Genomic DNA, 23,016 nt, shown 5'->3' with positions numbered 1-23,016 from the left:
GATCAACCCGCCTGCGGTGCGACGGCATCCGCCGCCGCAGGACGACGGCGCGCGGCCGGACGCGCGGCGGAAAGATCGTCGAGCAGCGCGGTGGCTTCCTTTTCCATCTGCACCACGTAGCCGCCCACCTTCGAGCGGAAATAACGATGCAGGACATACGCCGGGATCGAGACGATCAGGCCGAACGCCGTGCAGATCAGGGCTTCGCCGATGCCGCCGGCCATGCGCGTGGGATCGCCGATGCCGCCGGCCATCACGCCCATGAACATGCGGATCAGGCCGATGACCGTGCCCAGCAGGCCCAGCAGCGGCCCGATGAGGGCGATGGTGCCCAGCGTGTTGAGGTAACGCTCCATGCGATGGACCACATGGCGACCGCTGTCCTCGATCCGCTCCTTGATGATCTCGCGGGGGCGATCGCGCACGGCCAGCGCGCCGGCGAACAGTTCACCCAGGGGCGAGCCCTTCTCCAGCGCCGCGAGGTGGCCGGCATCCAGCTGGGCGGAACGCGCCCACTGGCGCACTTCGTCGCCCAGTCCTGGCGGCAGTACCGCCGCGCGGCGCAGTGCCCAGAAGCGTTCGAACACGATCGCCATGGCGACCAGCGAGCAGATCAGGATCGGCAGCAATGCCCAGCCGCCAGCGAGAAGGATCTCGAGCACGTGAACCCCGGAGGTACGTTTGAGTCAGGGCGACATCATAGCAGGGCACGTGGCGGGGGCTGGACGCCCCCGCCCGTCCGCTCACCGATGGCCGAGGAACTCCACCTCGCCCAGGTCGATACCCGCGCCCGGGTTCGCGGCCACCAGCCGCAGGCGGTACCAGGCGTACGCCCCGGGTGTCGCCACGGCGAAGGCCCGCGTCTGCCGACGCCAGGACCAGGCCTGCCCCTGGCGCTGGTCCACGGTGGTGTAGTGCTTGCCGTCGCTGGAACCTTCCAGCACCCAGCCCGAGGCATCCGCCGCCGTGGTGGCCGAGGTCAGGGTGAGCATCCGCACCGTCACCGGCGCATCGAAGTGCCAGCCCAGGCTGGCCCCCTTGCCGTCGAGGTGGGCCGTGGTGTCCGAAGTGTTGTCGAACAGCTTGGCCAGCTCGCCCGCCGTCGCCGAACCGAAGGCCTTGCCGCCCGCCGCGGTCAGGTCGACCAGCGGTGCGGGCTTGCTGCCTTCGGCGCTGATCGATGCCGGCAGCGCGTCGGCGCCCGTGCCCCACGTAGACGGGCTAGAGCCCATGGTGAAGTCCAGGGTGGCGCCACGGGCCAGCAGCTCGTGCGGCAGCGTCACGCTGTTCCAGGGCTGGCCGTTGACCGTAAGCGACTGCACGTAGCGGTTGGTGTCGCTGACGCCCGGCGCGCGGATGTCGATGGCCGCGCCGTTTTCCAGGCGGATGGTCATGTGCGGGAAGTGCGGCGCGCCGATCACGTACTCCGGCGTGCCCATGCGCAGCGGATAGAAACCCGCGGCACCGAACAGCCACCACGCCGACATCTCGCCGTTGTCTTCGTCGCCAGGATAGCCCTGGCCGATCTCGCTGCCCACGTACAGCCGTGACACGGCGTCGCGCAGCTTGTCCTGGGTCTTCCAGGGCTGGGCGGCCTCGTCGTACATCCAGATGATGTGGTGCGAGGGCTGGTTGGAGTGGCCGTACTGGCCCATCCGCACGTCGCGCGCTTCCAGCATCTCGTGGATCACGTCGCCGTAATCGCCCACATCGAACGTACCGGGCGTGGTGAAGAACTGGTCCAGCTTGGCGGCCAGCGCGGCACGGCCGCCATAGAGCGCGGCCAGTCCGGCGCCATCCTGCGGCGCATGGAAGGCCATGTTCCAGGCATTGGTCTCGGTGTAGTCGCCACCCCAGCGCGTCGGGTTGAAGTCCTTGTCGTTCCAGCGCCACTTGCCGGCGGGATCGCGTGCGACGAAGAAGCCCACCGCCGGGTCGAACAGGTTCGCGTAGCCCAGCGCCCGCGAGCGATACCAGGCGGCATCGTCCGCATACGCGGCATAACCGCCGGACGAGGGGGTGTCCTTCGCCAGCGCCGCGGCTAGGTTGCCGATGGCAAAATCGTTGATGTAGCCGTCCATCGACCAGGACAGCCCTTCGTTCACCGTGTCGTCGGTGTAACCGTTGAACAACGAACGCTGGATGCCCTTGCGGCCCGCACCCTTCACGTCACTGACGGTGGACGCGTTGCGGATGGCGGACTGGTAGAACGACGCGACGTCGAAGTTGCGCACGCCCTTCAGCCACGCATCCGCGAACGCCACGTCGGAGCTGGTGCCCACCATCAGATCGGCGTAACCGGGCGACGACCAGCGGGCGATCCAGCCGCCGTCGCGGTACTGCTGCACGAAGCCGTCGATCATCCTGCCCGCCTCGGTCGGCGTCAGCAGCACGTACGCCGGCCAGGCGGTGCGGTAGGTGTCCCAGAAGCCGTTGTTCACGTAGGGCTGGCCGTCCACCACGCGCGCGCCGGTCTGCGTGGCGGTGTTCACGCCCGCCGCAGCGGAGAACGGACTGGCGTAGCGCCAGACGGGCTGGTCCTTCGTACCGGTGTTTTCATAGGCGTGGTTCGGATAGAGGAACAGCCGATAGAGGTTCGAGTAGAGGATGGTCCGCTCGTCCGGCGTCGCGCCTTCCACCTGAATCATGCCCAGGCGCTCATCCCACGCCTTGCGGGCCCGCTCGCGCACGCCGTCGAACGTATCCGTCGTGGCGATTTCCTGCGCGAGGTTGGCCTTGGCCTGGTCGACGGAAATCAGCGAGGTGGCGATACGCATCGTGACCGTACGATCGCCCTTCTTCGCGGTGTCGAAGCCGAACCAGGCGGAGGCGGCATCGCGCTTCTCACCCGTGAGACGACCGCTGTCGGCCACGTCCCGGTCGAACTCGGCATAGAAGAACAGGCGCGTGGCGCCGGTGGACAAGCCGCTGCGGACGTCCGACCAGCCCTGGATGGCACGATGTCCCGGATCGAGCGTGACTTCAGCCTTCTCGTTGAGGTTGTCGAACACCAGCTGCGATCGCTTGCCGGTAAAGGTGAAGCGGAACATCGCGGCATGGTCGGTCGGCGTGATCTCGGTGGTCAGGCCGTTGTCGAAACGCACCCGGTAATAATCGGGGTGGGCCACCTCGGCGTCGTGACCGAACGACAACGCGCGCGTCTCGCGTTTCAACGCCGGTGCGCCCGTGGTCGCCTGCGCCGGCATCACCTGGAAGGTCTGGCGCTCGCCCATCCACGGGCTGGGCTCGTGGGACAGGGCGAAGGCCTCGATCCGCGGCCGGTTGTCGGGCCCGTTGCGCTCCTGGTACTGGTAGAGCCAGTTGGACCCGGCGTTGGTGACGGGCGTCCAGAAATTGAACCCGTGCGGCAGGGCCACCGCGGGGAAGTTATTGCCGCGCGAGAAATTGGCGTTCGCGTTCGAACCGCGGCGCGTGTCCACATAGTCGGTGGGGTGTGTGCTGTTCACCGGCGTGACGGTGCCGATGCGGATGTCGTCCACATAGCCCTCGAAGGCCTTGCCCGGCGGCGCATCGGCGACCAGCTCGATCGCCTTGACGCGACGTCCCCGCGCCACCGCGCCCAGGTCCACGCTGACGTAGTTCCACTGGTCGGGATAGAGCACGCGTCCTTCGCCCTGCCCCTTCGCGGTCGCGCGCACCCGATGCTGGTCGCGTGCCGCCATGGTGGACAGCCGCGAGCCGTCGTCGAACACCAGGTCCACCGCGACATAGTTCGCCGGATTGGCGAGGTCGTCCTTGTTCGACCGCGGAAAGACCAGCCAGGACAGCGTTGTGCCGTCGCCCACGCGGATATCGGTATCGAACAAGCGGGCGGCGTTGGGCGCGCCCGTGGAATTGCCGGCGTAACGCAGGGAATGCGTGCCCGTAAAGCCGACATCGGCCTTGGCGGTGAGTACCGCCTCGGCCGGCGGCCCGCCGACCAGGCTGATGTCCAGGCCACCCGCAGTCCGGGTCACCAGGGCGGGATCGCCGGGCTCGAACGAGGTGTCGAAGCGCTGCGCCGCCGCCGTGGCGCCCGCCGGTCCGGCCACGGCCGTCATCATGCCGACGACCCATGCCGTCCTGCTCCAACCCTGTTTCGTTCGCGTCACGCGCGTTGCCCCTGGAAGTGCGGAATCGCCATTTAAATCGTTCTAAATTTCGAAAGTCAAACTGCGGTGCAACAACCGGGGCTGTGTTCCGGGTCGGCAGGACGCGGGCGAGGCCACGACGAACGCGCATGAACATCCCTTCCGACGAGTGACGGAACGCAGCGACGCGGGGGTCATGCCCGACAGATGGCGGCAAGGTTTCTACCTACGTTGAGACCTCACCCACCAGCGAGGCACCCGACATGCGAAATACGTCAACGATGGCATGCGCACTGGCCATGGCATGCACCGCCGCCATGGCATCGGCGAGCACCCATGCCGTCATCACCAACGCGAGCAGCCGCGAAAACATCACGCATCTCGCCCCGGGCCTATACGGCGGCAGCATGCCGGGCGGAGCCAATGCCGCGCGATTCCTCGATGTCACGGCGATGGTCTTCCAGGCCGATGGCACGACACCCGCACCCGGCGTGTCCGTCACGTTCGAGGCCTTCGATGGCGATGCGAGCGCTGAACGCAGGACCCCACTGGCCACGACCGTCGCCGTAGCCAACTCCCAGGGTGTGGCCCGCACCCGCCTCGATATCGGCGTATGTCGGGGACCGGGCATCGTGGGACCCGTGACGGCCCGTCGCCCATCGAACCGACCGGCATGGTGGTCGATCACCTATGTTCCAGGAGCTATCGTGAGAGCGAGGACATCGCCCGACACTACGGTCCGTGAGGCCAATTTTCAGCATGTGTGTCGTGAGCAGTATCTCGGAGCACGTCCATGACCCTGCCTGCTTCGCTCGATTCGCTGCAGTACGTCGCACCCATCCCCCCCTCACCGCCAACCAGACCTTCGCGTACTCATGATGGCTCAAAGGAATGCCTGGACTCACTCAACACGCGGATCGACTCGAAGCGTACGTTTGAAACCGAGATAGCCAACATAAAAGCTGTGCAGGACCGCTTCGTCGATTTCGTCAATACGCTGCGACCCAGGCTGCAAACCATGCAGATGCTCAGGCCTGATCTGATGGAAAAGCCCTTCGACACGATCTACGACAACGGGCGACTCAAGGTCGTGGACACTGACATGACCCATGAAGAAAAAGCATGGGTAGAGGAGCAGCTGAATATCGACGGGGTGTTAGCTCGGCTGGCAGACGCTTTCAACCGACAAGTTGTCCGGACCTACGATGAAGACAATGGCGCTTGGGACGAGGCCGGCGTTTTCCACGGGCACGTCCCGCTGAACGGCGACGCCTTCAACGAAAGCATCAGTTACCTGGGGCTGGATCGCACGGTCAATGCGTCCGTCAAGTTGATTTCCCTTTGCAACGATGTGCGCGACTACAAGCTGCCTTGCTACATGGACGAGTCGGATCGTGACCGCATGGGCGGGCATCTGGTGCAGAAATACCTGGATGGTGAACTGTCGCGCTATGTGAAACGTCCCGACGGCACCGTTGAGCTGCAAACCGAACGGGGTTCGTTTCAGCACAAGGGTCTCTGGATATGATCGGCACGCCGTGGAAAGGGAAATTGATATGCCTCCCCGCTACCCGCCGTCACCAGCAACCATGCATCCTGATCGATGCGGCGTTCGGCGCGTTCGCTGATGTCGCCGGTCAGGAGGAAGCGTCCCGGTGAAACCGACATCGGCCTTGGCCGTACGCACCGCCTCGGCCAGGGTTTCGGGCGAGCGGGATGCGGGCAAGGCCACGACGAAGGCGACTAAACGCCCTGTCCGACGGGTGACGGAACGAAGCGACGCGAGGGTCGTGCCCGACAGATGGCCGCAAGGTTTCCACCTACGTTGAAACGTCACTTATCAGCGAGGAAACCGACATGCGAAACACATTGACGATGGCATGTGTACTGGGCATAGCATGCACCGCTGCCACCGCCACGGCGCTGGCAAGCACCCATGCCGTCATCACCCGCGCGGGCAGCCGCGAGAACATCACGCATCTCGCCCCGGGCCTGCGCAGTGGCAGCATGCCGGGCGGCGCCAATGCCGCCCGATTCCTCGATGTCACGGCGGCGGCGTTCAAGGCCGATGGCAAGACCCCAGCGCCTGGCGAGCGCATCCGAATCGTTGCCTTCGATCGCGATGGCACGACGAAGAAAGCAGTGGAACTTGCGGCGGTCGATGCCATCACCGATTCCCTCGGCATGGCGACCGTGCGCTTGCCGATCGGCGAGTGTCGAGGGCCTGGTATCGTGGGTCCGCTCAGCGTGCACCGCCGATCCAACAAGCCGGCGTATTGGGATATCACCTATGTTCCCGGGGCAACCGTTACGGCGACAACAGCCGACGACCGCCAGCCGCCCGAAGGGGCAAACTTCCAGCATGTGTGTCGTGAGCGCTTCCGGGGGAACCAGCCATGAACGCATTGAGCGCACTGCCTGCATGGTCGCCACCTTCGTTGCCAAAGGTTAAACCGCCACCGGCCACGACACCGGACACACTATGCGCCAGGGGTTGCGTCAAGCATCCGTTATCCGACGAAGATCGCCAGCGCACCTATGACACCCGATGGCTCAACCAGCAGGCCGTCGAGTATCGCTTCGTCGATTTCGCGAACGCACTGGAGCCGAGGCTTCAGACCATGAAGATGCTGCGGCCGACCATCATGGAGAAGCCTTTCGACACGATCTACGATGACGGCCGGCTCAAAGTCGTCGACACCGAGATGACGATCGACGAGCGGGCCTGGGTCGAGGACCAACTCAACTTCGACGGTAGCCTGCCTCGGCTTGCCGATGCATTCAATCGGCAGGTCGCACGAACCTACGATGAAGACAACGGTTCCTGGGATATCCAGGGAAATTTTCACGGCAGCGAGTCGCTCAATGCCGATGGATTCGAGGTCATCGACCCGGTCAATGCCAGTGGATTCAGACGCATCAACTATGCCGGTCTTGGTAACACGGTCAACGGATCGGTCAAACTGATGTCGCTCTACAAGGAAACCGCGAACGTCAAGCTTCCCCCTTATTGGGATGAAGCCTCGCGATACCGACTCGGCGGCTACCTCGTGCAGAACTACCTTCAGGGCGACGTTTCATACTACGTCAGGCTAGCCGACGGCAGCGTCGAACTGAAGGTCGAACGGGGATCCTACCGGCAAGAGGACTACGTCATCTGAAGCCCGCGATCGCGACGCCGCTACTCCCGCCAGTAGCGGCGTTCGCCCAGTCGCCATTCGCGAACCACCCTCGGCCCGACGCGGAGCGGAAAATCGATACGCACCGCCCCGCTACCCGCCGTCACCAGCATCCGCGCACCCACCGCTTCGAAACGACGCACCACCGTCGGGTGCGGATGCCCGAACCGGTTGCGGTAGCCCGCGGAGGCCACGGCGAGAACGGGCTCGACGGCAGCCAGCCAACCCGCACCCGAAGAGTGACGGCTGCCGTGGTGGGCCACGGTGCTCACCGTGGGCAGCTCGGATAACCATGCATCCTCGTCCACGCGGCGCTCGGCGCGTTCGCTGATGTCGCCGGTCAGGAGGAAGCGGCCGCCTGCGCCTTCGATCGAGAGGACGCACGAGCGGTCGTTGCCAGGGGTCTTTCCCGAACGCTCGCGCGGCACGTCGATGAAGCGGAACACCACGCCGTCCCACGACCACGAGGTCTGCGCCGTGCAGCGCTGTGCCGGGAAGGCAAGGCGGCGTGGCTCACCCGACAGGCGCAGGGCCTGCGGATAACGTGCCGCGATCGACGAGGCACCGCCGGCATGGTCGCGGTCGCCGTGGCTGACGACCAGCATATCCACGGGGCCCAGCCCCAGTGCCGTGATGGACGGCAACACGACGCCCGCGCCGGCGTCGCGGCCGCCCGCATACGCCGGTCCGGTGTCGTACACCAGCGTGTGCGAGCGCGTGCGCACCAGCACCGCCAGGCCCTGCCCCACGTCCAGTACCCAGGCGTGAAAGGCACCGTGCGTCGGGACTGCCTTCGGCGGCATCAGCAGCGGCAGGCAGAGCAGACTTCCATAGCCACGCAGTGGCACGCCGCGCGGCAGGAAAAGCCAGGCCGCACCGAAGGTGGCGAGCACGACGGGAACCAGACCCGCTTCCGCCACGCCCAGTCGCGCGGCCGGCCACGCCGCGACCAGGGCGAGGCCATGCCACAGGGCGTCGAGCAGTCCGCTTGCGGTGGACAGCAGGGGCGCGGCAAGCACGGGCCACGGCAGCAACACGCTACTGGCCAGGCAAAGCGGCACCACCAGGAAGCTCACCAGCGGCGCCGCCACCAGGTTCGCGGCGAAACCGGCCAGCGAGGCACTGCCGAACCACCACAGGGACATCGGCAGGAGAAGGAGACTCATGGCCGCCTGGGCGCGCAGCAGCTCACCGATCCAGCCGCGCCATCCCTCGGCGCGCGGCGCGACGCATGCCATCAGGAAACCGACGCCTGCGAAGGACAGCCAGAAGCCTGCGGAGAGCACCGAAAGCGGCGACGCGACCAGCACGGCGACCAGGGCAAGGGCGAGCATGGTCACGCCGTGGACGCCACGACGCAGACAATGGGCAGCGGCCATGACGGCAATCATCAGCAAGGTGCGCACTGTCGGCAGGCCCATGCCCGCCAGCAGGCCGTAGCCCGTGGCGACAAGCAGGCCGGCGACGGACTGGACCACCGGCCGGGGAAGCCGTAGCGCCAGCCAGGGGAACACTGCGTAGATCAGGCGCACGAGAAGCACGCCGCCACTGGCGGCCACGCCCACGTGGAACCCCGAGATCGCGATGAGGTGGGACACCCCCGTGGCGCGGGCGATGTCCCAGTCGGCGCCATCGAGCCCACGCGTGTCGCCCACGGACAAGGCCTTGATTACGCGGGCACGTCGGGCCCCCAGCTGACGATCCAAGGCATCGGCGATAGCGGAACGCCACCCGTCGACGCATTCGCTGTCGGATACCTTGCGATTGTCCCGCGATGGACGAACGTAGCCGGTTGCCACGATGCCCCGCTGCAAGGCCACGCGCTCGGCGTCGCTACCGCCGGGATTGACTGACCCGCGAGGACGGCGCAGGCGAACCCGCAATCGCCAGCGTTCGCAGGGGCGCGGCGGCGATGCCGACCGGTACCAGGTCAGACGCACCCTGCCCCGAAGCACGACGGTGGCGTCACCGATAGCGTCCGGGACGAAGAGAAAGCTCGTGTCGGCATCGACGCGCCGGGGCAAATCGACGACCCGGCCCACCAGGGTGACGTCCTCTCCTTCGCTCTCGCGCGGCAACCGCTCGCTGACACCGCGCGCTCCGTGCAGCGCGGCCCATGCGGCAAATAGCGCCACGGTGACGGCATGCCGAGCGACATCGTTTCGCACGCGCATGAGCACTACGAGCAGCGCCATGACGACGGCGAGACACAGCGACGATGACGGCAGCCACGGTGCGGCTTGTACCAGCGTGCAGCCGAGCAGCGCGGCTATGGCCAGGGTAACCAGGGAAAAACGGGGATACCGAGACAAGGCGGCCAGCCGATACGAGTCAGCCTGCAGCCTAGGCGCCCATTCGAAAGACATGGCCCACGATCTTCTGTGGGCTTTCGCTGCAAAAACATCAGCGCTGCGCGTGATCGCGCATGTATCGCGGGAGGCTGGCCTTCATCATGTGACTGCCGACCTGAGTGATGCGTGCCTTGCGGCGGCCCGACGTTGCGGGCGGCCTAACGCGAGTCGTGGTCGCGATCGATGCGGCGTGGCCCGTTCGTGTCCCGTCGGTTCTGCGACGGTCGCGCGTCGGGGTTGCCGTTGCTCGGGCGGTTACCTGGCCCCTGGCCGTTGGGGTCACGGGACGGACGACCGCCTTGCCAACCACCGGGACGGTCACCGCCAGGGCGACCGCCCTGCGAGCCGCCGGGGTGATCGCCGCCGGGACGCCCCCCTTGCCAGCCACCAGGGCGGTCGCCGCCGGGGCGGCCGCCCTGCCAGCCACCGGGACGATCGCCACCCGGACGATCATGATCCGGTCGATGCCCCTGCCAGCCGCCCGGACGGTCGCCGGGCGGTCCGCCGCGACCCGGGGGCGGGCCTCGGTGGCCCGAGCGATCCCAGTAATTGCCATCGCGTCCGCGGTAGTAACGGCGACCGCCGTAGTCGTACCAGACGGCTCCGACGGTTACGCCGGAGTAACAGCAGCCGGGACCGTAACCGTAGCCATTGTCGTAGTAGCCGTAGCCCGGATCGACGATCGTGGTCGTTGTTTCCTGTCCGTAGTAGGCATCGCCACCCGTTCCATTACGCACGTAACCGTAGCCAGGGTCGTAGTAGCAGCCGGAAAGTGGCGCACAGATGACCAGGGCAAGTACGGTGGCTCGCACGGTTCGCATGGCACTTCCCCTCGGTCATCGACGATACCGACACTGCACCCTTGCGATTGAACGGCGAGAAAACACGAAGGGCCGCACATGGCGACCCTTCGGCTTCATTCAGACTGGGTGTCAGTCCTTGCTTTTCTGCTGATCGCCACGCTCGTGAGCGGTGCTGGCGTGGGTCGCCTCGGGCGAGGGCGCCGTCGACGCCTGGCCGTTGTCGCCCGACGAAGGGGACGACGTCGTGCCATGTCCCGCATCACCCGTCGGCCACGTCGGCGCTTGCCGGTCGCGTTCACGCTTGGCGTCCAGCAGGGCCTGGATGTGCGCAACGGCTTCCTCCTGACTGATGTGCTGCACCGGCTCGTGGTCGGTCGCGGCAGGGGCAGGGGCAGGCTTCGACACCGTCGGCTCAGGCTTATTGGCCACCGGGGCCGGTTTCGACACGGCCGGATCCGGCTTGGCGACGACGGCGCGAGGCTTCGCAGCCACCGGTGCCGGCTGACGTGCCACCTTCGTTTCGGACGCACGCTGCACGGGCTTGTGCTCGACCACGTGCGCCGCGGCGGAACGGTCCGTGGCGTCGGTACGTGCCGGGGTCTTCGCAGCGGGGACGTTCCGGCTCGGCGGGGGCGTTGCCGTCGTCTTGCGGCTGACCGTGGACGTCGTCGTGGACTTCGTCGGCGCAGTCTTCGCGGGCGAGGCCTGCTTCGATGCCGTACGGGTGGTCGTGCCCCTGCCTGTCGTCGTGGTGGCAACGGGTCTTGCTACCGTCGTCTTCCGACCGGCCGGCTTGCGCTCCGGCGCCTTACTGGCGGCCGTTTTCCTGGCGACGCCCCGCGTGGCGACGGTTTTCGTCACGGCGGTTTTCTTCGTAGCGGTTTTCTTCGTTGCCGTTTTCTTCGTAGCGGTTTTCTTCGTTGCCGTTTTCTTCGTGGCGACCTTTCCGGCAGCACCCTTGCTGGCGGCAACCTTCGTCGCAGGTACCTTCCGTGAAGCAACCTTCTTCGTGGCTGTTTTCTTCACGGCCGCCTTTTTCACCGCTGTCTTCTTGACAGCTGTCTTCTTGACAGCCGTCTTCTTCACGGCCGTCTTCTTCACAGCCGCCTTTTTCACGGGCGCTTTCTTGACGGCTGCTTTCTTGACGGCTGTCTTCTTGACAACGGCTTTCCTGGAAGCCGTCTTCGTGACCGCGGGCTTCGTCGCCGCCGTCTTCCTGGTGGCACTTTTTGTCCCCGCGACCTTCTTCACGGCAGCCTTCTTCACCGTAGCCTTCCGGGCCGTGGACTTACCGGCCGATCGGGCGGGGGCGGCCTTCCTGGACGCCGGCCGCGTGGCGGCGGTGCGTGGGGTCTTCGTGGCAGCAGCGCCGGCACCGGCCTTCCTGACCGCGGTTTTCTTCGCTGCCGTCTTTTTCTTGGCCGCGGATGTCTTCGCAGCGGACTTTCGAATCGTAGCCATGCGTTCATTCCTCGTGCGGTAGAAGCCGACGCGAACTACCCCACCGGGGAAACCCGCGTACGTGCCGGACGACTGGAAGGAGAAAACTGTTCGTCGCGGACAACTGCATGATGTAACAGCTGTCGGCCGAAGTCACATCGCGGCGCGGGAAGAATTCAGGTTCGCACTCAGAAGAAGCGCGGATTCATCAGGGCCTGGAGAAAGTACGGCAGGATGCGCGGCTCCAGCGCCACGGTGAAGATGACGCCGTAAGCCGCTCCCCACAGATGGGCGCTGTGGTTGACATTGTCGCCGCCACGCTTGTCCATGTAGACCGAATAGGCCACGAAAAGCACGGCGTACAGGATCGCCGGCATGGGCACCACGAACACGATGATCCGTGCCCAGGGCTGGACCAGGATGAAGGCGAACAGGATCGCCGACACCGCGCCCGAGGCACCGAGGCTGCGGTAACCGGCGTTGCGCCGGTTGGCGATATACGACGGCAGGATCGAGAAGATCAGCGCGCCGATGTAGAAGGTGACAAAGCCCAGCGGGCCCATCTCCTGGGTGAACAGCTGTTCCATGCCACGCCCGACGAAATACAGCGAGAACATGTTGAAGAACAGGTGGCCCATGTCCCCATGGACCAGGCCGTAGGTCACCAGCCGGTAGTACTCGCGGCTGCGCGACAGGGCCGGTGGCCAGAGGATGAGATCGTCCAGCAGGCGCTGGTTACGGAAGGCGACGATCGAGACCACACAGGTCACGAGGATGATGAGCAGCGTGATCATGCGGGGTACCGCGTCCTTCGTCAGGTCGAACCAGCGCGCATCTTGGCGCGTGCCGACGCCGATGTCGAATCGTACCCCGCCCCGTCGTCGCTCTGGCCGGTATCATGCAGGCCTTCCCCACCGCTCCGGTTCCACGCATGCCCTCGATTCGCTACAAGCAGCTGGATGTCTTCGCCGCCCGCCGTGGCGGTGGTAATCCCCTCGGTGTCGTCGTCGACGCACAGGACTGGTCCGACGCGGCGATGCAGCGCTTCGCCCACTGGACCAACCTCGTCGAGACCACCTTCCTGCTACCCGCTCGCGCGGCCGGTGCCGACTACCGGGCGCGTATCTTCACGCCTACGAAGGAAATCCCCTTCGCCGGACATCCGACGATCGGCAGCGCCCACGCCGCCCTGGATGCCGGGCTGGTGACGCCGGATGCCGCCGGGGTGATCTGGCAGGAATGCGGAGCGGGCGTCCTGCCCATCCGCGTCGAGGGCCAGGGCGCGGATCGCGAACTGTTCGTGCAGTCGCCCAAGGCGCGCATCGTCGGCGATGCCTCGCACGGCGGCGAAGCCCTCTCCAGCGTGCTCTACGGCATACAGCCGGGCGTACTGCCGCCAGCTTGTGTCGAAGGCGGCCGCCGCTGGTGGGTCGCCGAGTTCGCCGACGAGACGGCGCTGCGCGCCTGGCGCCCCGACCACGCGGCCATCCGGGCACTGGCCCTGGCCACGGACACGCTCGGGTTGTGCGTCTTCGCCCGATCGGCCGAAGGACTGGCGGTGCGTGCCTTTCCCGCCGGCGTGGGCATCGTGGAAGACCCCGCCTCCGGCGCCGCCAACGGGTTGATTGCGGCCTACGTGGCGGAACGCGACCGGACCGGCCAGCTCGCCCAGGGCTACATCGTGAGCCAGGGTCGGGAGATCGGCCACGACGCCCGCCTCATCATCCGCATCGACGGGGAGGCCATCTGGGTCGGCGGGCGCACCAACACCATCGTCGACGGTCACGTGGACTGGACGGACGCCTGATCGTGCAGATCTGGGTCGACGCCGACGCCTGCCCCAATGTCATCAAGGACATCCTGTTCCGGGCGGCCGAACGCGAAAAAGTGATGGTGACCCTGGTGGCCAACCAGTGGATCCGCACGCCACCGTCGAAGTTCGTCCAGTCCATCCAGGTGCCCGGCGGCTTCGATGTCGCCGACGACGAAATCGTCCGCCGCGTGCAGCCGGGCGATCTGGTCGTGACGCAGGACATTCCGCTGGCGGCCTTCGCCATCGAGAAGGGCGCCCTGGCGCTGCATCCGCGTGGCGAGATGTTCACCCGCGACACCATCGCGGCACGGCTATCGATGCGCAACTTCATGGAGGAACTGCGCGGCGCGGGGGTGAACACCGGCGGGCCGGCAGCCATGCATCCGCGCGACCGGCAGAACTTCGCCAATGAGCTGGATACATGGCTTGCCCGGCGGGGGAAGGGTTAGAGGCCTGGTTCGCGCACGAACGTGCGCTCCTACGGGGCGTCTGGTTTCGCGCACAGCGTGCGCTCCTACGGGACGCCTGGTTCGCTTCTACGGGAGCTTTTGGAGAATCGCGCTGACCGTCTCGCTGGAGAAATGGAGTTCCTTCAGGGCTTCTTGCAGCGAGTCGCGGGAGTTGGCCTCGCTCTCCACCTGCTCGCCGGGGCTGGCGGGCGACACGTGCACGTAGCGTTCGCCATCCTGGTACGCCGTGCCTTCATCTTTGAAGTTCTGCGTCGTCAGGACCTTGTACGTATGGTCGTTGGATTCCTTGACCGAGACCGAGCGGCCTTCGTGATCGCCTTCGTAAACCGTTTTCCAGGTTGCCGACATGAGTTCGTTCCCAGGACTGCACAACAGCGTGCGGTAGACATTGTGGCGAACCGACCGGACTGGAGAGTGTGAAGGCGCCCTTCCCCGGCGCACCTGCCGTTCCATGTCTGACCAGCCAGCCGCCACTTGCCGGGTCGCCGCTCAGTCCTTGAGGTGGGCGCGGGCCGCCGCAACGCGGGCCATGCCGGCCCAGTCGATGTCGCCGTCGCCCTGCGCCAGGGATTCGAGCAAGGTGTCGTGCAGCACGCTGGCCAGCGGCATCGGCACCCGCTCCGCTTCAGCGGCCGAGCGTGCCAGGCCCACGTCCTTGAAGCCCAGGCTGAGCTTGAAGCCGGCCGGGGTGTAGGTGTCACGAGCGATCTGGCCGCCGTAATTCTTGAACACCGGCGCGGCGAACAGCGAATTGGACATGACATCGAGGAAGTCGGCGGCGCTCACACCATGTGCGCGGGTGAGCGCCGTGGCCTCGGCCATGCTCTCGATGGCGGCGCCGATCATGAAGTTGCCGCCGATCTTGACGATGGTCGCGCGGATCGGATCGTCGCCCATCGGCCAGACCTTCGCCGCCAGCAGCGCCAGCAGCGGCTGCACGGTGGCCACGGCCTCGGGCCTGCCCGACACGACGATGTTCAGCCCGCCCGCGGCAGCGACCTCCGGCCGGCCAAACACCGGGGCGGCCACGAAGCCCAGGCCACGCGTCTCGTGCGCCTCCACCAGCTCGCGCGCCAGCGCCACCGAGATCGTCGCATGGTTCACATGGACGGCCCCGCGCGGCAACGCATCCAGCACACCGCCGTCGAACAGCACCTGGCGCACGGCGGCATCGTTGGCGAGCATGCCGTGGATGACGTCGGCACCCTCGGCCACCTCCGCCGGATTGGATGCCACGCGGGCGCCCTGCTCCGCCAGCGGCCGGGCCGCCTCGGGCGAGCGGTTCCATACGGTGACCTCATGGCCACCCTTGACGAGGTTGGCGGCCATGGCGGCGCCCATGGCACCCAGGCCGATAAATCCGATACGCATGTCGCGCTCCTGTCAGACGGCCAGGCCGGCGGCATGGCCGCAGGCCCAGGCCCATTGGAAGTTGTAACCGCCCAGATGGCCGGTCACGTCGAGAACCTCTCCTACGAAATACAGCCCCGGATGTCTTTTCGACATCATGGTGGACGAAGAGACCTCGTCGGTATCCACGCCGCCCAGCGTGACCTCGGCGGTGCGATAGCCCTCCGTGCCGCTGGCCACGACGGGCCAGTCGGCCAGTTGCGCGCCGATGTCGTTCAGTTCGGCGGCGCGGTATTGCCGCATGGGCCGGTTGGGCAGCCATATCTCGCACAGCCGCTCCGCCAGGCGCCGCGGCAGCAACGACGCCAGCACGGTCTTCAGCTCGGCCGCCGGGCGCTCGGCCTGTCCCTGGCGCAGCGCCTCAGCCGCATCGATGCCGGGCAACAGGTCGACGCGCAGGTCTGCCCCCGGCTCCCAGTACGAGGACACCTGCAGGATCGCCGGACCGCTCAGACCCCGATGGGTGAACAGCAGCGCATCGCGGAACGCGGCATCGCCCACCCGCGCCTCCACCGGCAGCGCCACGCCGGCCAGGCCATCGAAACGCTCCTGGTGCTTGCCGCTGAGGGTGAGCGGCACAAGCCCCGCACGCACCGGCAGCACCCGGTGGCCGAACTGCTTCGCCACCTCGTAGCCGAAGCCCGTGGCGCCCAGGCTGGGGATGGACAAGCCGCCGGTGGCGACCACCAGCGATGCCGCGCGCACCGCCCCCAGCGGCGTGTCGCAGGCGAAGCCACCCTCCACCGCGCGCAGGCGCGACACCCCGCAGCCGGTCTCCACGCGTACACCCGCCGCCGCGCATTCGTCCAGCAGCATGCGCACGATCAGCTTGGAGGACTCGTCGCAGAACAGCTGCCCCGGCGATTTCTCGTGCCAGGCGATACGATGCCGGTCGACCATCGCGATAAAATCCCACGGCGTATAGCGCGCCAGTGCGGACTTGCAGAAATGCGGGTTGGCCGAGAGGAAGTTGGCGGGCGTGGTGGCGGTATTGGTGAAATTGCAGCGCCCGCCGCCGGACATCAGGATCTTCTTGCCCGCGCGGTTGGCGTGATCCACCACCAGCACGCGCCGGCCACGGCCACCGGCGACGATGGCCGTCATCAGTCCCGCCGCGCCCGCCCCGATGACGAGGACGTCGTATTCCATGGTGCTTCCCGTCGTGCAAACGCACATGGTAGCGCCCTCGCGTAAACTGGGGCATCGCCCCCTTCGACAAGGACCCCGCCATGCCCTCCTTCGACATCATCTCGGAAGTCGACAAACACGAACTCGTCAACGCCCTGGACCAGGCCAACCGCGAGGTCACCACTCGCTTCGACCTGAAAGGCACCTCCGCGAAGATCGAGCAGGAAGAAAACGTCCTGACCCTGCGCGCCGACAACGAATTCCAGATCAGCCAGGTGATGGACATCCTCCGCGCCCGTCTCTCCGCCCGCCAGATCGACGTACGCGCCATGGACGTCGGCAAGGTCGAGACCAACCTCGCCGAGGCGCGCCAGAAGGTGACCATCAAGCAGGGCCTCGAGCAGAAGGTCGCCAAGACAATCATCGCGAAGATCAAGGAAGCCAAGCTGAAGGTCGAGGCGCAGATCAACGCGGAGAAGATCCGTGTCACCGGAAAGAAGCGCGACGATTTGCAGGCAGCCATGGCGCTGCTGCGCAAGGCCGATGTGGAAGTGCCGTTGCAGTTCGACAATTTTCGGGATTGATGGCGGGAGTTGTGTGGGCTCGCCTTCGGCGTCGCGTTTGGCCTTAGGCCGTGGAGCAAGAGCCGGCGGGTGCCACCCTCGGGGCCACGCCTGCGGCGACCCGCTAGGGAAGGGCCGCTCCGCGGCCGTGTATTTATTCCCCTACGGGGCGGGTCGGGCTTCGAACGGGGGTTTTCGACTCGACATCCCTGTCTCGCGAAAACGGCCGGCCGTCCGGGCCGGCCCCGCTTCGCGGCCTGATCCGTTCGAACCCCTCGCCTGCGGCTACCGGCCCCGAGGGTGGCACCCGCCGGCTCTTTCCAGCACTGAGGTTGCGTGTGGGGAGAGCGAAGAGCTGGGTTTCGCTTCGTGGGTGGGAACGCTCGCTTGCCTGCTTTGCATGGCATCGGTCGCCTTAGGTACGTCGAGGGTTCGCGCACGTGCGTGCGCTCCTACCCCCCCCCAGACGGCCGACCACGCGTTGGATATGCCACAACCTGCCCTACACCTGCGACCTACCTACCCTTGGCGTAGGAGCCCACGATGTGGGCGAAAAGCCAACAAAGCGGCGACGCCATACCCTGCACGTCTGCGGCCGCTCTCGTCACAACCCACCTCAGTCTTGGAAAGAGCCGGCGGGTAGCCCCCTCGGGGCCGGTAGCCGCAGGCGAGGGCTTCGAACGGACAAGGCCCGAAGGGGGCCGGCCAGGACGGCCGGCCATTTTCGCTGAGCCATGGATGGCGAATCGAAAATCCCCGTTCGAAGCCGGACCCGGATGTGGCGCGGGTAGGAGCGCACGATGTGCGCGAATCAGGTACACGGCCGCGCCAGCGGCCTTTCCTTTTCGGGTCGCCGCAGGCGTGGCCCCGAGGGGGCTACCCGCCGGCTCTTGCTCGAGGAATTCGGCTTTACCGCTTTACCGCCTTGTTGGCTTTTCGCGCACATCGTGCGCTCCTACCGGCACATCGTGCGTTTCTACCGGTACATTCTGCGGTCCTAACGGGCTTAGAGGCTGGCGATGCGACTGCGGTTGCGGCCGTCGTTCTTTGCCTCGTACAGCGCCTCGTCGGCGCGGCCCAGCAGGGAATTGAGCGACTCGGGTGCACGCCACATGGCGACGCCTGCGCTCACCGTGATGCGGATGCGGTAGTCGCCGTGCACGATGGTCATCGCGCCCAGTGCGTGGCGCACGCGCTCGGTGATGTCCAGTGCGTGCTCGGCCAGGGCGCCCGGCAGGCAGAGGATGAACTCCTCGCCGCCGAAGCGGCCGGCCAGGTCGTCGGCGCGGCACATCGACGAGATCACCCGCATCGTCTCGCGGATCACCGTGTCGCCGGCCAGGTGGCCGAACGTGTCGTTCACCGTCTTGAAGTCGTCGATGTCCAGCAACACCATGCTGAACGGGATGCCGTCGCTCGCGGCGCCCTGGCGCACGCGCTCGGCCTGTTCGAGGAAGCGGCGGCGGTTGAGCGAGCCGGTCAGCTCGTCGGTCCCGGCGAGGTGGTCGAGCCGTTCGTTCGCGGCCTTGAGGTCGCGCGTGCGCGCATCGACCTGCACCTGTAACAGCTCGGCACGACGACGCAGGTAGAGCGTGCGCAGGTGGACCAGGCCGAAGAATGCCACCACGCCCAGCGCCACCCCGAACGCCAGCGTCCACAGGCTTTCGTACCAGCGCGGCACCACGGTCACGTGAATGGAGGATTCCACCGTGCGGGCGTCCAGCCCGCGCATCGTCGCGCGCAGGCGCAGCGTGTAGTTACCGCTGGCGAGGTTGGTGTAGATCGCGCTGGGCGGCAGCCCGCGGGCCACCTCGTTCCAGCCGTTGTCCGCGTCGTCCATGCGGTAGGCGTAGTGCGTCTCCGCGGGTGCGCGGAAATCCAGCAGGGCGAAGTCCACGCGCAGGTTGCGGCCATCGCCGTCGAGGCTGACGCTGCCGCCGTCACCCGGGAGGTCGGCCAGGGGCAGCGACTTGTCGTTGACCGTCACCTGGGTGATCGCCAGGCGCGGCGGTGCCACCCGCGGCGCCACCCAGTAGGGACGGATCACCGTAAGGCCGCCCAGGCCGCCGAACATCAGCTCGCCGCCCGGCGCCTCCGCGGCGGCACGGTGGATGTAGCTGGGAATGCGCAGGCCGTCGCGGATACCCAGGTCGGCCACCCGGTGGGTATGGGCATCCACCATGGCCACGCCATTGGCCATCGACGCCCAGACCCGGTCGTCGTGGTCGATCAGCAAGGCGTTGATCTTGGTGTTGACCAGGCCCTCGCGCGCGCCGATCACGCCGAAGCGGAACGGGCCGCCCGGCTTGAAATCGTCGACATAGGCGATGCCGCCGAAGGTGCCCAGCCACAGCCGGTGATGCGAGTCGAACGCCACCGAGCCGGTGTAATCGTGCGGCAGGCTGGTGGGGTCCGCCGGATCGTGGTGCAGGTTCACGAAGCCCGGCTTGCCGTCGTAGGCGATGCTGATGCCGCTGATGGTCGAGAACCACCACGCCCCGGGCATGCGCGTGATGTAGCGCACCTGGTCGCCGACCAGGCTGGTCGGATCGCCGTCGTCGTGGCGCATCTGCACCAGGGTGCCCTTGACCGTGTCGTAACGGAACAGGCCGTCGTAACCGCCGATCAGGATGTCGTTGCCGTCGCGCTGCATCGACAGGATCAGCTTGCCGTCCAGGCTCGGGATCACCGAGCTGGTCATGGCGAAGGTCTCCGGATCGATCCGCGAAATGCCTTGCGCGCCCGCCCAGATGGCGCCGTCGGGCGCCACGACGAAGGCCTGCACGTCGCGCTCCGCCTGCTCGCCGCCCAGTTGCAGGTGGCGCATGCCGCCCTTGCCCAGGTCGAGCACGTCGATGCGCCCCATGCCCAGCCCCAGCCAGACCCGGCCGCGCGGGTCGACGAACACCGAATGCACGTTGGCGTTGGAGAGCGTGTGGGTTTCCAGCGGCGAGGGCAGCACGGAGAACACCGCGCGACCGTGGGGGTCGTAGCGCGCCGCGCCGAGCTCGGTCGCGACCCAGATGTTTCCCGAGGCGTCCTGCAGGATGTCGCGCGTGATGTCGCCGGGCAACGACGAGGGCATGGCGGCATCGTGGGCCAGCGGACGCACGCGTCCCGTCACCGTGTCGTAGGTGACGACACCCGCGCCGTCCGTCGCCGCCCAGAGCACGCCCTGCGGTGTCTCGTGGAAGGCGCGCACGGTGCGCCGGCGGGCCACGCTGTCCTTGCCCGAGAGGCCGGGCACGCGGTGCGCCTTGCCGTCCGCGTCGATGTAGATGGCGCCGGACTGCCCCGTGCCTATCCAGAGGTTGCGCCTGGCATCGGGCAGCAGCGCCCAGACCTGGTCGCGCAGGATCTCGTCGATGGCCGGATCGGTCGACACGACGCGCTCGAAGTGGCCGCCGGGACGACGCACGAACAGGCCATTGTCCGCACCCGCCCAGAGGTTGCCCACGGCGTCCTCGGCCACCACGAAGGTACGCGGCCGCATGTCCTTTTCGTCGCCGGGCTGTCCCGAGACGTGTTCGATGCGGCCCCGGGCGACGTCGATGCGGTCGATGCCGCCTTCGGTGGCCACCCAGTACACACCGTGCTCGCGCGCCGGGGCGATCGAGAAAATCTTCGCGTGCGACGTGCCGCCGGGCCCCACGGGATACACATGGAAGCGCATGGTCTGCGGATCGAACCGCACCAGGCCACCGGTGTTGGTGCCGATCAGCAGGCCGCCGTCGTCCAGCGGCATCAGGGCGCGGACGTAGGCATCCGGCAGCACGGCGCCCGCATACGCATCGGGCTCCTGGCCGAACACCTGCATGCGGTAACCGTCGTAGCGCACCAAGCCACCGAACGTACCGATCCAGATCAGGCCGCGCTTGTCCTGCACGATAGCCGTGGTGGTCGAGTGCGGCAGGCCGTCGGCGACGCCGACGGTGTCGAACCATGCGGTCTCGTACACCGCCCAGGGATCGACCGCGGCGGGGGGCACGGCCGGCGCCACCTCCGCAGCCACGGCCGTGGCGACGAACAACACCAGCCCGGCCGCAAGGACCGCAAGGCGGGCTCGAAGGCGCGAGGGGCGCACGGGCCGGGAAGCGTGCTCAGCCGGCATGGGCCATCGTCGGATCGAGGTAGTGACTGAAGGCGTCGGCGGTCATCGGACGGGCGAAGAAGTAGCCCTGGCCGATGTCGCACCCGAGTTCGCGCAGCCAGTCGGCCTGTGCCTCGGTTTCCACGCCTTCGGCGATGGTGCGCATGTTGAGCTTACGGGCCAGCCCGACGATCGCCTCGGTGATCTCGCGGTCGGCCAGGTTGAGGGTGCTGCCACGCACGAACGACTGGTCGATCTTGATGGTGCCCACGGGCAGCTCGCGCAGGTGGCCCAGGTTCCAGTAGCCCGCGCCGAAGTCGTCGATCAGCAGGTCGAAACCGTGGGAGCGCAGCTTGACCAGCTGGCGCAGGGTTTCTTCCGGCTGGCGCATGGCCGTGGATTCAGTGAGCTCGAAGCGGATCCGGCCCGGATCCACGCCGTAGGAACGTACGACACGGTGCAGCGTCTCGACGAAAGCCGGTCGGGTCAGCTCGTGCATGGAGAGGTTGATCGCCACGTAATCCACCACGATGCCCGCCGCGTCCCAGGCTTTCACCTGGGTCAGCACTGCGCGCAGCACGTATTCGCCCAGGGCGTGGATCAAGCCGGAGCGCTCCGCCACCGCCACGAACACGGCCGGTGGCACCTGCCCCCGCACGGGGTGCTTCCAGCGCGCCAGCGCTTCCACGCCGGCCAGCGTGCCGTCGCGCAGGTGGCGCTTGGGCTGGTATTCCAGGCTGAGGTTGCCCTGTTGCAGGGCCTCGCGCAGTTCCACCGTCAGCGCGACGCGTTCGCGGGCCTGCTCGAGCATGCCTTCCTCGTAGAAACGGAAGTCGGCCTTGCCGGTTTCCTTCACCGCATACATCGCGGCGTCCGCGTTGCGGATCAGCATCTGGGCGACGGTGCCGTCCTTGGGCGCCACGGCGACACCGATGCTGGGGCTGACCGCCACGAACTGGCCGGCGACGCTGACTGGCTGCGAGACCAGGTCGAGCACCTTGCGACAGACCCGCACGAGGTTTTCCATACCGCCATAGGCCTGCACCACCACCACGAACTCGTCGCCGCCGAAGCGCGACACCGTGTCGCGTTCGCGCACGCTGCTGCGCAGGCTGCTGGCGACGGCCTGCAGGAAGGCGTCGCCGGCCTCGTGGCCGAGCGTGTCGTTGATGGACTTGAAGCCGTCCAGGTCGATGAACATCACGGCGAGCGCCTCGTCGGAGGACGTCGCCAGGGCTCGCTCAAGCGTCTGCAGCAGGTAGGCGCGATTGGGCAGCCCGGTCAGGGTGTCGTGGTAGGCGCGGAACGCCAGTGCGCGGCGCGCCTGCTCGCGGGGATCGCCCAGCCGGCTGCGCAACCGCACGCGCTGGCTGGCCAGCCAGGCGATGACGACGGTGGCCAGGACAACCACGACAACCAGCGAGACGAGCCAGCCCAGACCCGCGCCGGCGGTGCCAAAACCGGTGCAGTGACCACCCTCGCCCGAACCCGTGAGGGTCCAGCGGGCACACCGCGAAGCGGCCCCGTGAAGGCCGCCCTCGACACTACGATGGCTCAGCACACTTTGCTCCGGCCCGGACATCGCCGGGATGTCCCGGTGACCGACGCAAGACGCGCCGGGCCGGGGATGTTCTTCGAATACGAAACAAGTACGCCCGGGTACCCGGAGAGACACCAG

18 protein-coding genes and 1 pseudogene are annotated in these 23,016 nt (G+C 67.1%); 7 read left to right on the top strand and 12 right to left on the bottom strand.

Annotated features, from left to right (window positions below; genetic code table 11):
- Positions 1–2: 2 nt before the first annotated feature.
- Together QRN34_RS14235 and QRN34_RS14230 are read right to left on the bottom strand one after the other, a co-directional pair.
- The gene (locus tag QRN34_RS14235) at positions 3–662 is read right to left on the bottom strand and encodes a MotA/TolQ/ExbB proton channel family protein (protein ID WP_285405381.1); all 660 of its coding nucleotides are present in this window, start codon (positions 660–662) and stop codon (positions 3–5) included.
- Positions 663–743: 81 nt separating this feature from the next.
- Positions 744–4,112: a GH92 family glycosyl hydrolase gene (locus tag QRN34_RS14230; RefSeq protein WP_285405379.1), complete on the bottom strand. Its 3,369-nt coding sequence runs from the start codon at positions 4,110–4,112 to the stop codon at positions 744–746.
- Between the two features lie 278 nt (positions 4,113–4,390).
- On the opposite strand from QRN34_RS14230, the gene QRN34_RS14225 reads away from it, so the two are divergent.
- The 4 genes from QRN34_RS14225 (at position 4,391) to QRN34_RS14210 (ending at position 7,252) form a co-directional block, all read left to right on the top strand.
- The gene (locus QRN34_RS14225; RefSeq protein ID WP_285405377.1) at positions 4,391–4,888 is read left to right on the top strand and encodes a hypothetical protein; all 498 of its coding nucleotides are present in this window, start codon (positions 4,391–4,393) and stop codon (positions 4,886–4,888) included.
- Positions 4,885–5,619 (top strand): hypothetical protein, encoded by a 735-nt coding sequence (locus QRN34_RS14220; RefSeq protein WP_285405375.1) that lies wholly within the window; start codon positions 4,885–4,887, stop codon positions 5,617–5,619. Before QRN34_RS14225 ends, QRN34_RS14220 begins: the two co-directional genes overlap by 4 nt.
- A 329-nt stretch (positions 5,620–5,948) precedes the next feature.
- Positions 5,949–6,491 (top strand): hypothetical protein, encoded by a 543-nt coding sequence (locus QRN34_RS14215; RefSeq protein WP_285405373.1) that lies wholly within the window; start codon positions 5,949–5,951, stop codon positions 6,489–6,491.
- A complete protein-coding gene (locus tag QRN34_RS14210) occupies positions 6,488–7,252 on the top strand; it encodes a hypothetical protein (RefSeq protein WP_285405371.1) in 765 nt (254 codons plus the stop codon). Before QRN34_RS14215 ends, QRN34_RS14210 begins: the two co-directional genes overlap by 4 nt.
- A gap of 20 nt (positions 7,253–7,272) precedes the next feature.
- On the opposite strand, the gene QRN34_RS14205 is transcribed toward QRN34_RS14210, so the two are convergent.
- From QRN34_RS14205 to QRN34_RS14185, 5 genes and pseudogenes are all read right to left on the bottom strand, one after another.
- Positions 7,273–9,636, bottom strand: coding sequence for a DNA internalization-related competence protein ComEC/Rec2 (locus QRN34_RS14205; protein ID WP_285405369.1), 2,364 nt, complete (start codon positions 9,634–9,636; stop codon positions 7,273–7,275).
- Between the two features lie 143 nt (positions 9,637–9,779).
- Positions 9,780–10,442: a hypothetical protein gene (locus tag QRN34_RS14200; protein ID WP_285405367.1), complete on the bottom strand. Its 663-nt coding sequence runs from the start codon at positions 10,440–10,442 to the stop codon at positions 9,780–9,782.
- Between the two features lie 111 nt (positions 10,443–10,553).
- The gene (locus QRN34_RS14195; RefSeq protein WP_285405507.1) at positions 10,554–10,979 is read right to left on the bottom strand and encodes a hypothetical protein; all 426 of its coding nucleotides are present in this window, start codon (positions 10,977–10,979) and stop codon (positions 10,554–10,556) included.
- Between the two features lie 306 nt (positions 10,980–11,285).
- Positions 11,286–11,885 (bottom strand): annotated as a pseudogene (locus tag QRN34_RS14190) (histone H1-like repetitive region-containing protein); the annotation flags it as partial.
- A 167-nt stretch (positions 11,886–12,052) separates the two neighbouring features.
- The gene (locus QRN34_RS14185) at positions 12,053–12,658 is read right to left on the bottom strand and encodes a rhomboid family intramembrane serine protease (RefSeq protein ID WP_036141978.1); all 606 of its coding nucleotides are present in this window, start codon (positions 12,656–12,658) and stop codon (positions 12,053–12,055) included.
- Between the two features lie 137 nt (positions 12,659–12,795).
- Here QRN34_RS14185 and QRN34_RS14180 point away from each other — a divergent pair, with 137 nt between their 5' ends.
- Both QRN34_RS14180 and QRN34_RS14175 read left to right on the top strand, forming a co-directional pair.
- The gene (locus QRN34_RS14180; RefSeq protein ID WP_285405364.1) at positions 12,796–13,671 is read left to right on the top strand and encodes a PhzF family phenazine biosynthesis protein; all 876 of its coding nucleotides are present in this window, start codon (positions 12,796–12,798) and stop codon (positions 13,669–13,671) included.
- Positions 13,671–14,126, top strand: a complete 456-nt coding sequence (locus QRN34_RS14175; protein ID WP_345782906.1) for a YaiI/YqxD family protein — start codon at positions 13,671–13,673, stop codon at positions 14,124–14,126. The genes QRN34_RS14180 and QRN34_RS14175 overlap by 1 nt, the downstream gene beginning before the upstream one ends.
- Positions 14,127–14,213: 87 nt before the next feature.
- On the opposite strand, the gene QRN34_RS14170 is transcribed toward QRN34_RS14175, so the two are convergent.
- The 3 genes from QRN34_RS14170 to QRN34_RS14160 form a co-directional block, all read right to left on the bottom strand.
- Positions 14,214–14,495: a hypothetical protein gene (locus QRN34_RS14170; protein ID WP_285405360.1), complete on the bottom strand. Its 282-nt coding sequence runs from the start codon at positions 14,493–14,495 to the stop codon at positions 14,214–14,216.
- A gap of 141 nt (positions 14,496–14,636) precedes the next feature.
- Positions 14,637–15,518 (bottom strand): NAD(P)-dependent oxidoreductase, encoded by an 882-nt coding sequence (locus tag QRN34_RS14165; RefSeq protein ID WP_285405358.1) that lies wholly within the window; start codon positions 15,516–15,518, stop codon positions 14,637–14,639.
- Positions 15,519–15,530: 12 nt separating this feature from the next.
- Complete coding sequence (locus tag QRN34_RS14160; RefSeq protein ID WP_285405356.1) at positions 15,531–16,706, bottom strand: NAD(P)/FAD-dependent oxidoreductase; 1,176 nt, start codon at positions 16,704–16,706, stop codon at positions 15,531–15,533.
- 80 nt (positions 16,707–16,786) lie between these two features.
- Here QRN34_RS14160 and QRN34_RS14155 point away from each other — a divergent pair, with 80 nt between their 5' ends.
- Positions 16,787–17,269: a YajQ family cyclic di-GMP-binding protein gene (locus QRN34_RS14155; RefSeq protein WP_036141993.1), complete on the top strand. Its 483-nt coding sequence runs from the start codon at positions 16,787–16,789 to the stop codon at positions 17,267–17,269.
- A 985-nt stretch (positions 17,270–18,254) separates the two neighbouring features.
- Here QRN34_RS14155 and QRN34_RS14150 read toward each other — a convergent pair.
- Complete coding sequence (locus QRN34_RS14150) at positions 18,255–21,359, bottom strand: ligand-binding sensor domain-containing diguanylate cyclase (protein ID WP_285405353.1); 3,105 nt, start codon at positions 21,357–21,359, stop codon at positions 18,255–18,257.
- A complete protein-coding gene (locus QRN34_RS14145; protein ID WP_285405352.1) occupies positions 21,349–22,899 on the bottom strand; it encodes an EAL domain-containing protein in 1,551 nt (516 codons plus the stop codon). Before QRN34_RS14145 ends, QRN34_RS14150 begins: the two co-directional genes overlap by 11 nt.
- Positions 22,900–23,016 lie beyond the last annotated feature (117 nt).

The organism is Luteibacter sp. ME-Dv--P-043b (assembly GCF_030209605.1).
Lineage (GTDB): Bacteria > Pseudomonadota > Gammaproteobacteria > Xanthomonadales > Rhodanobacteraceae > Luteibacter.
This window is presented reverse-complemented; position numbering and strand designations above follow the sequence as displayed.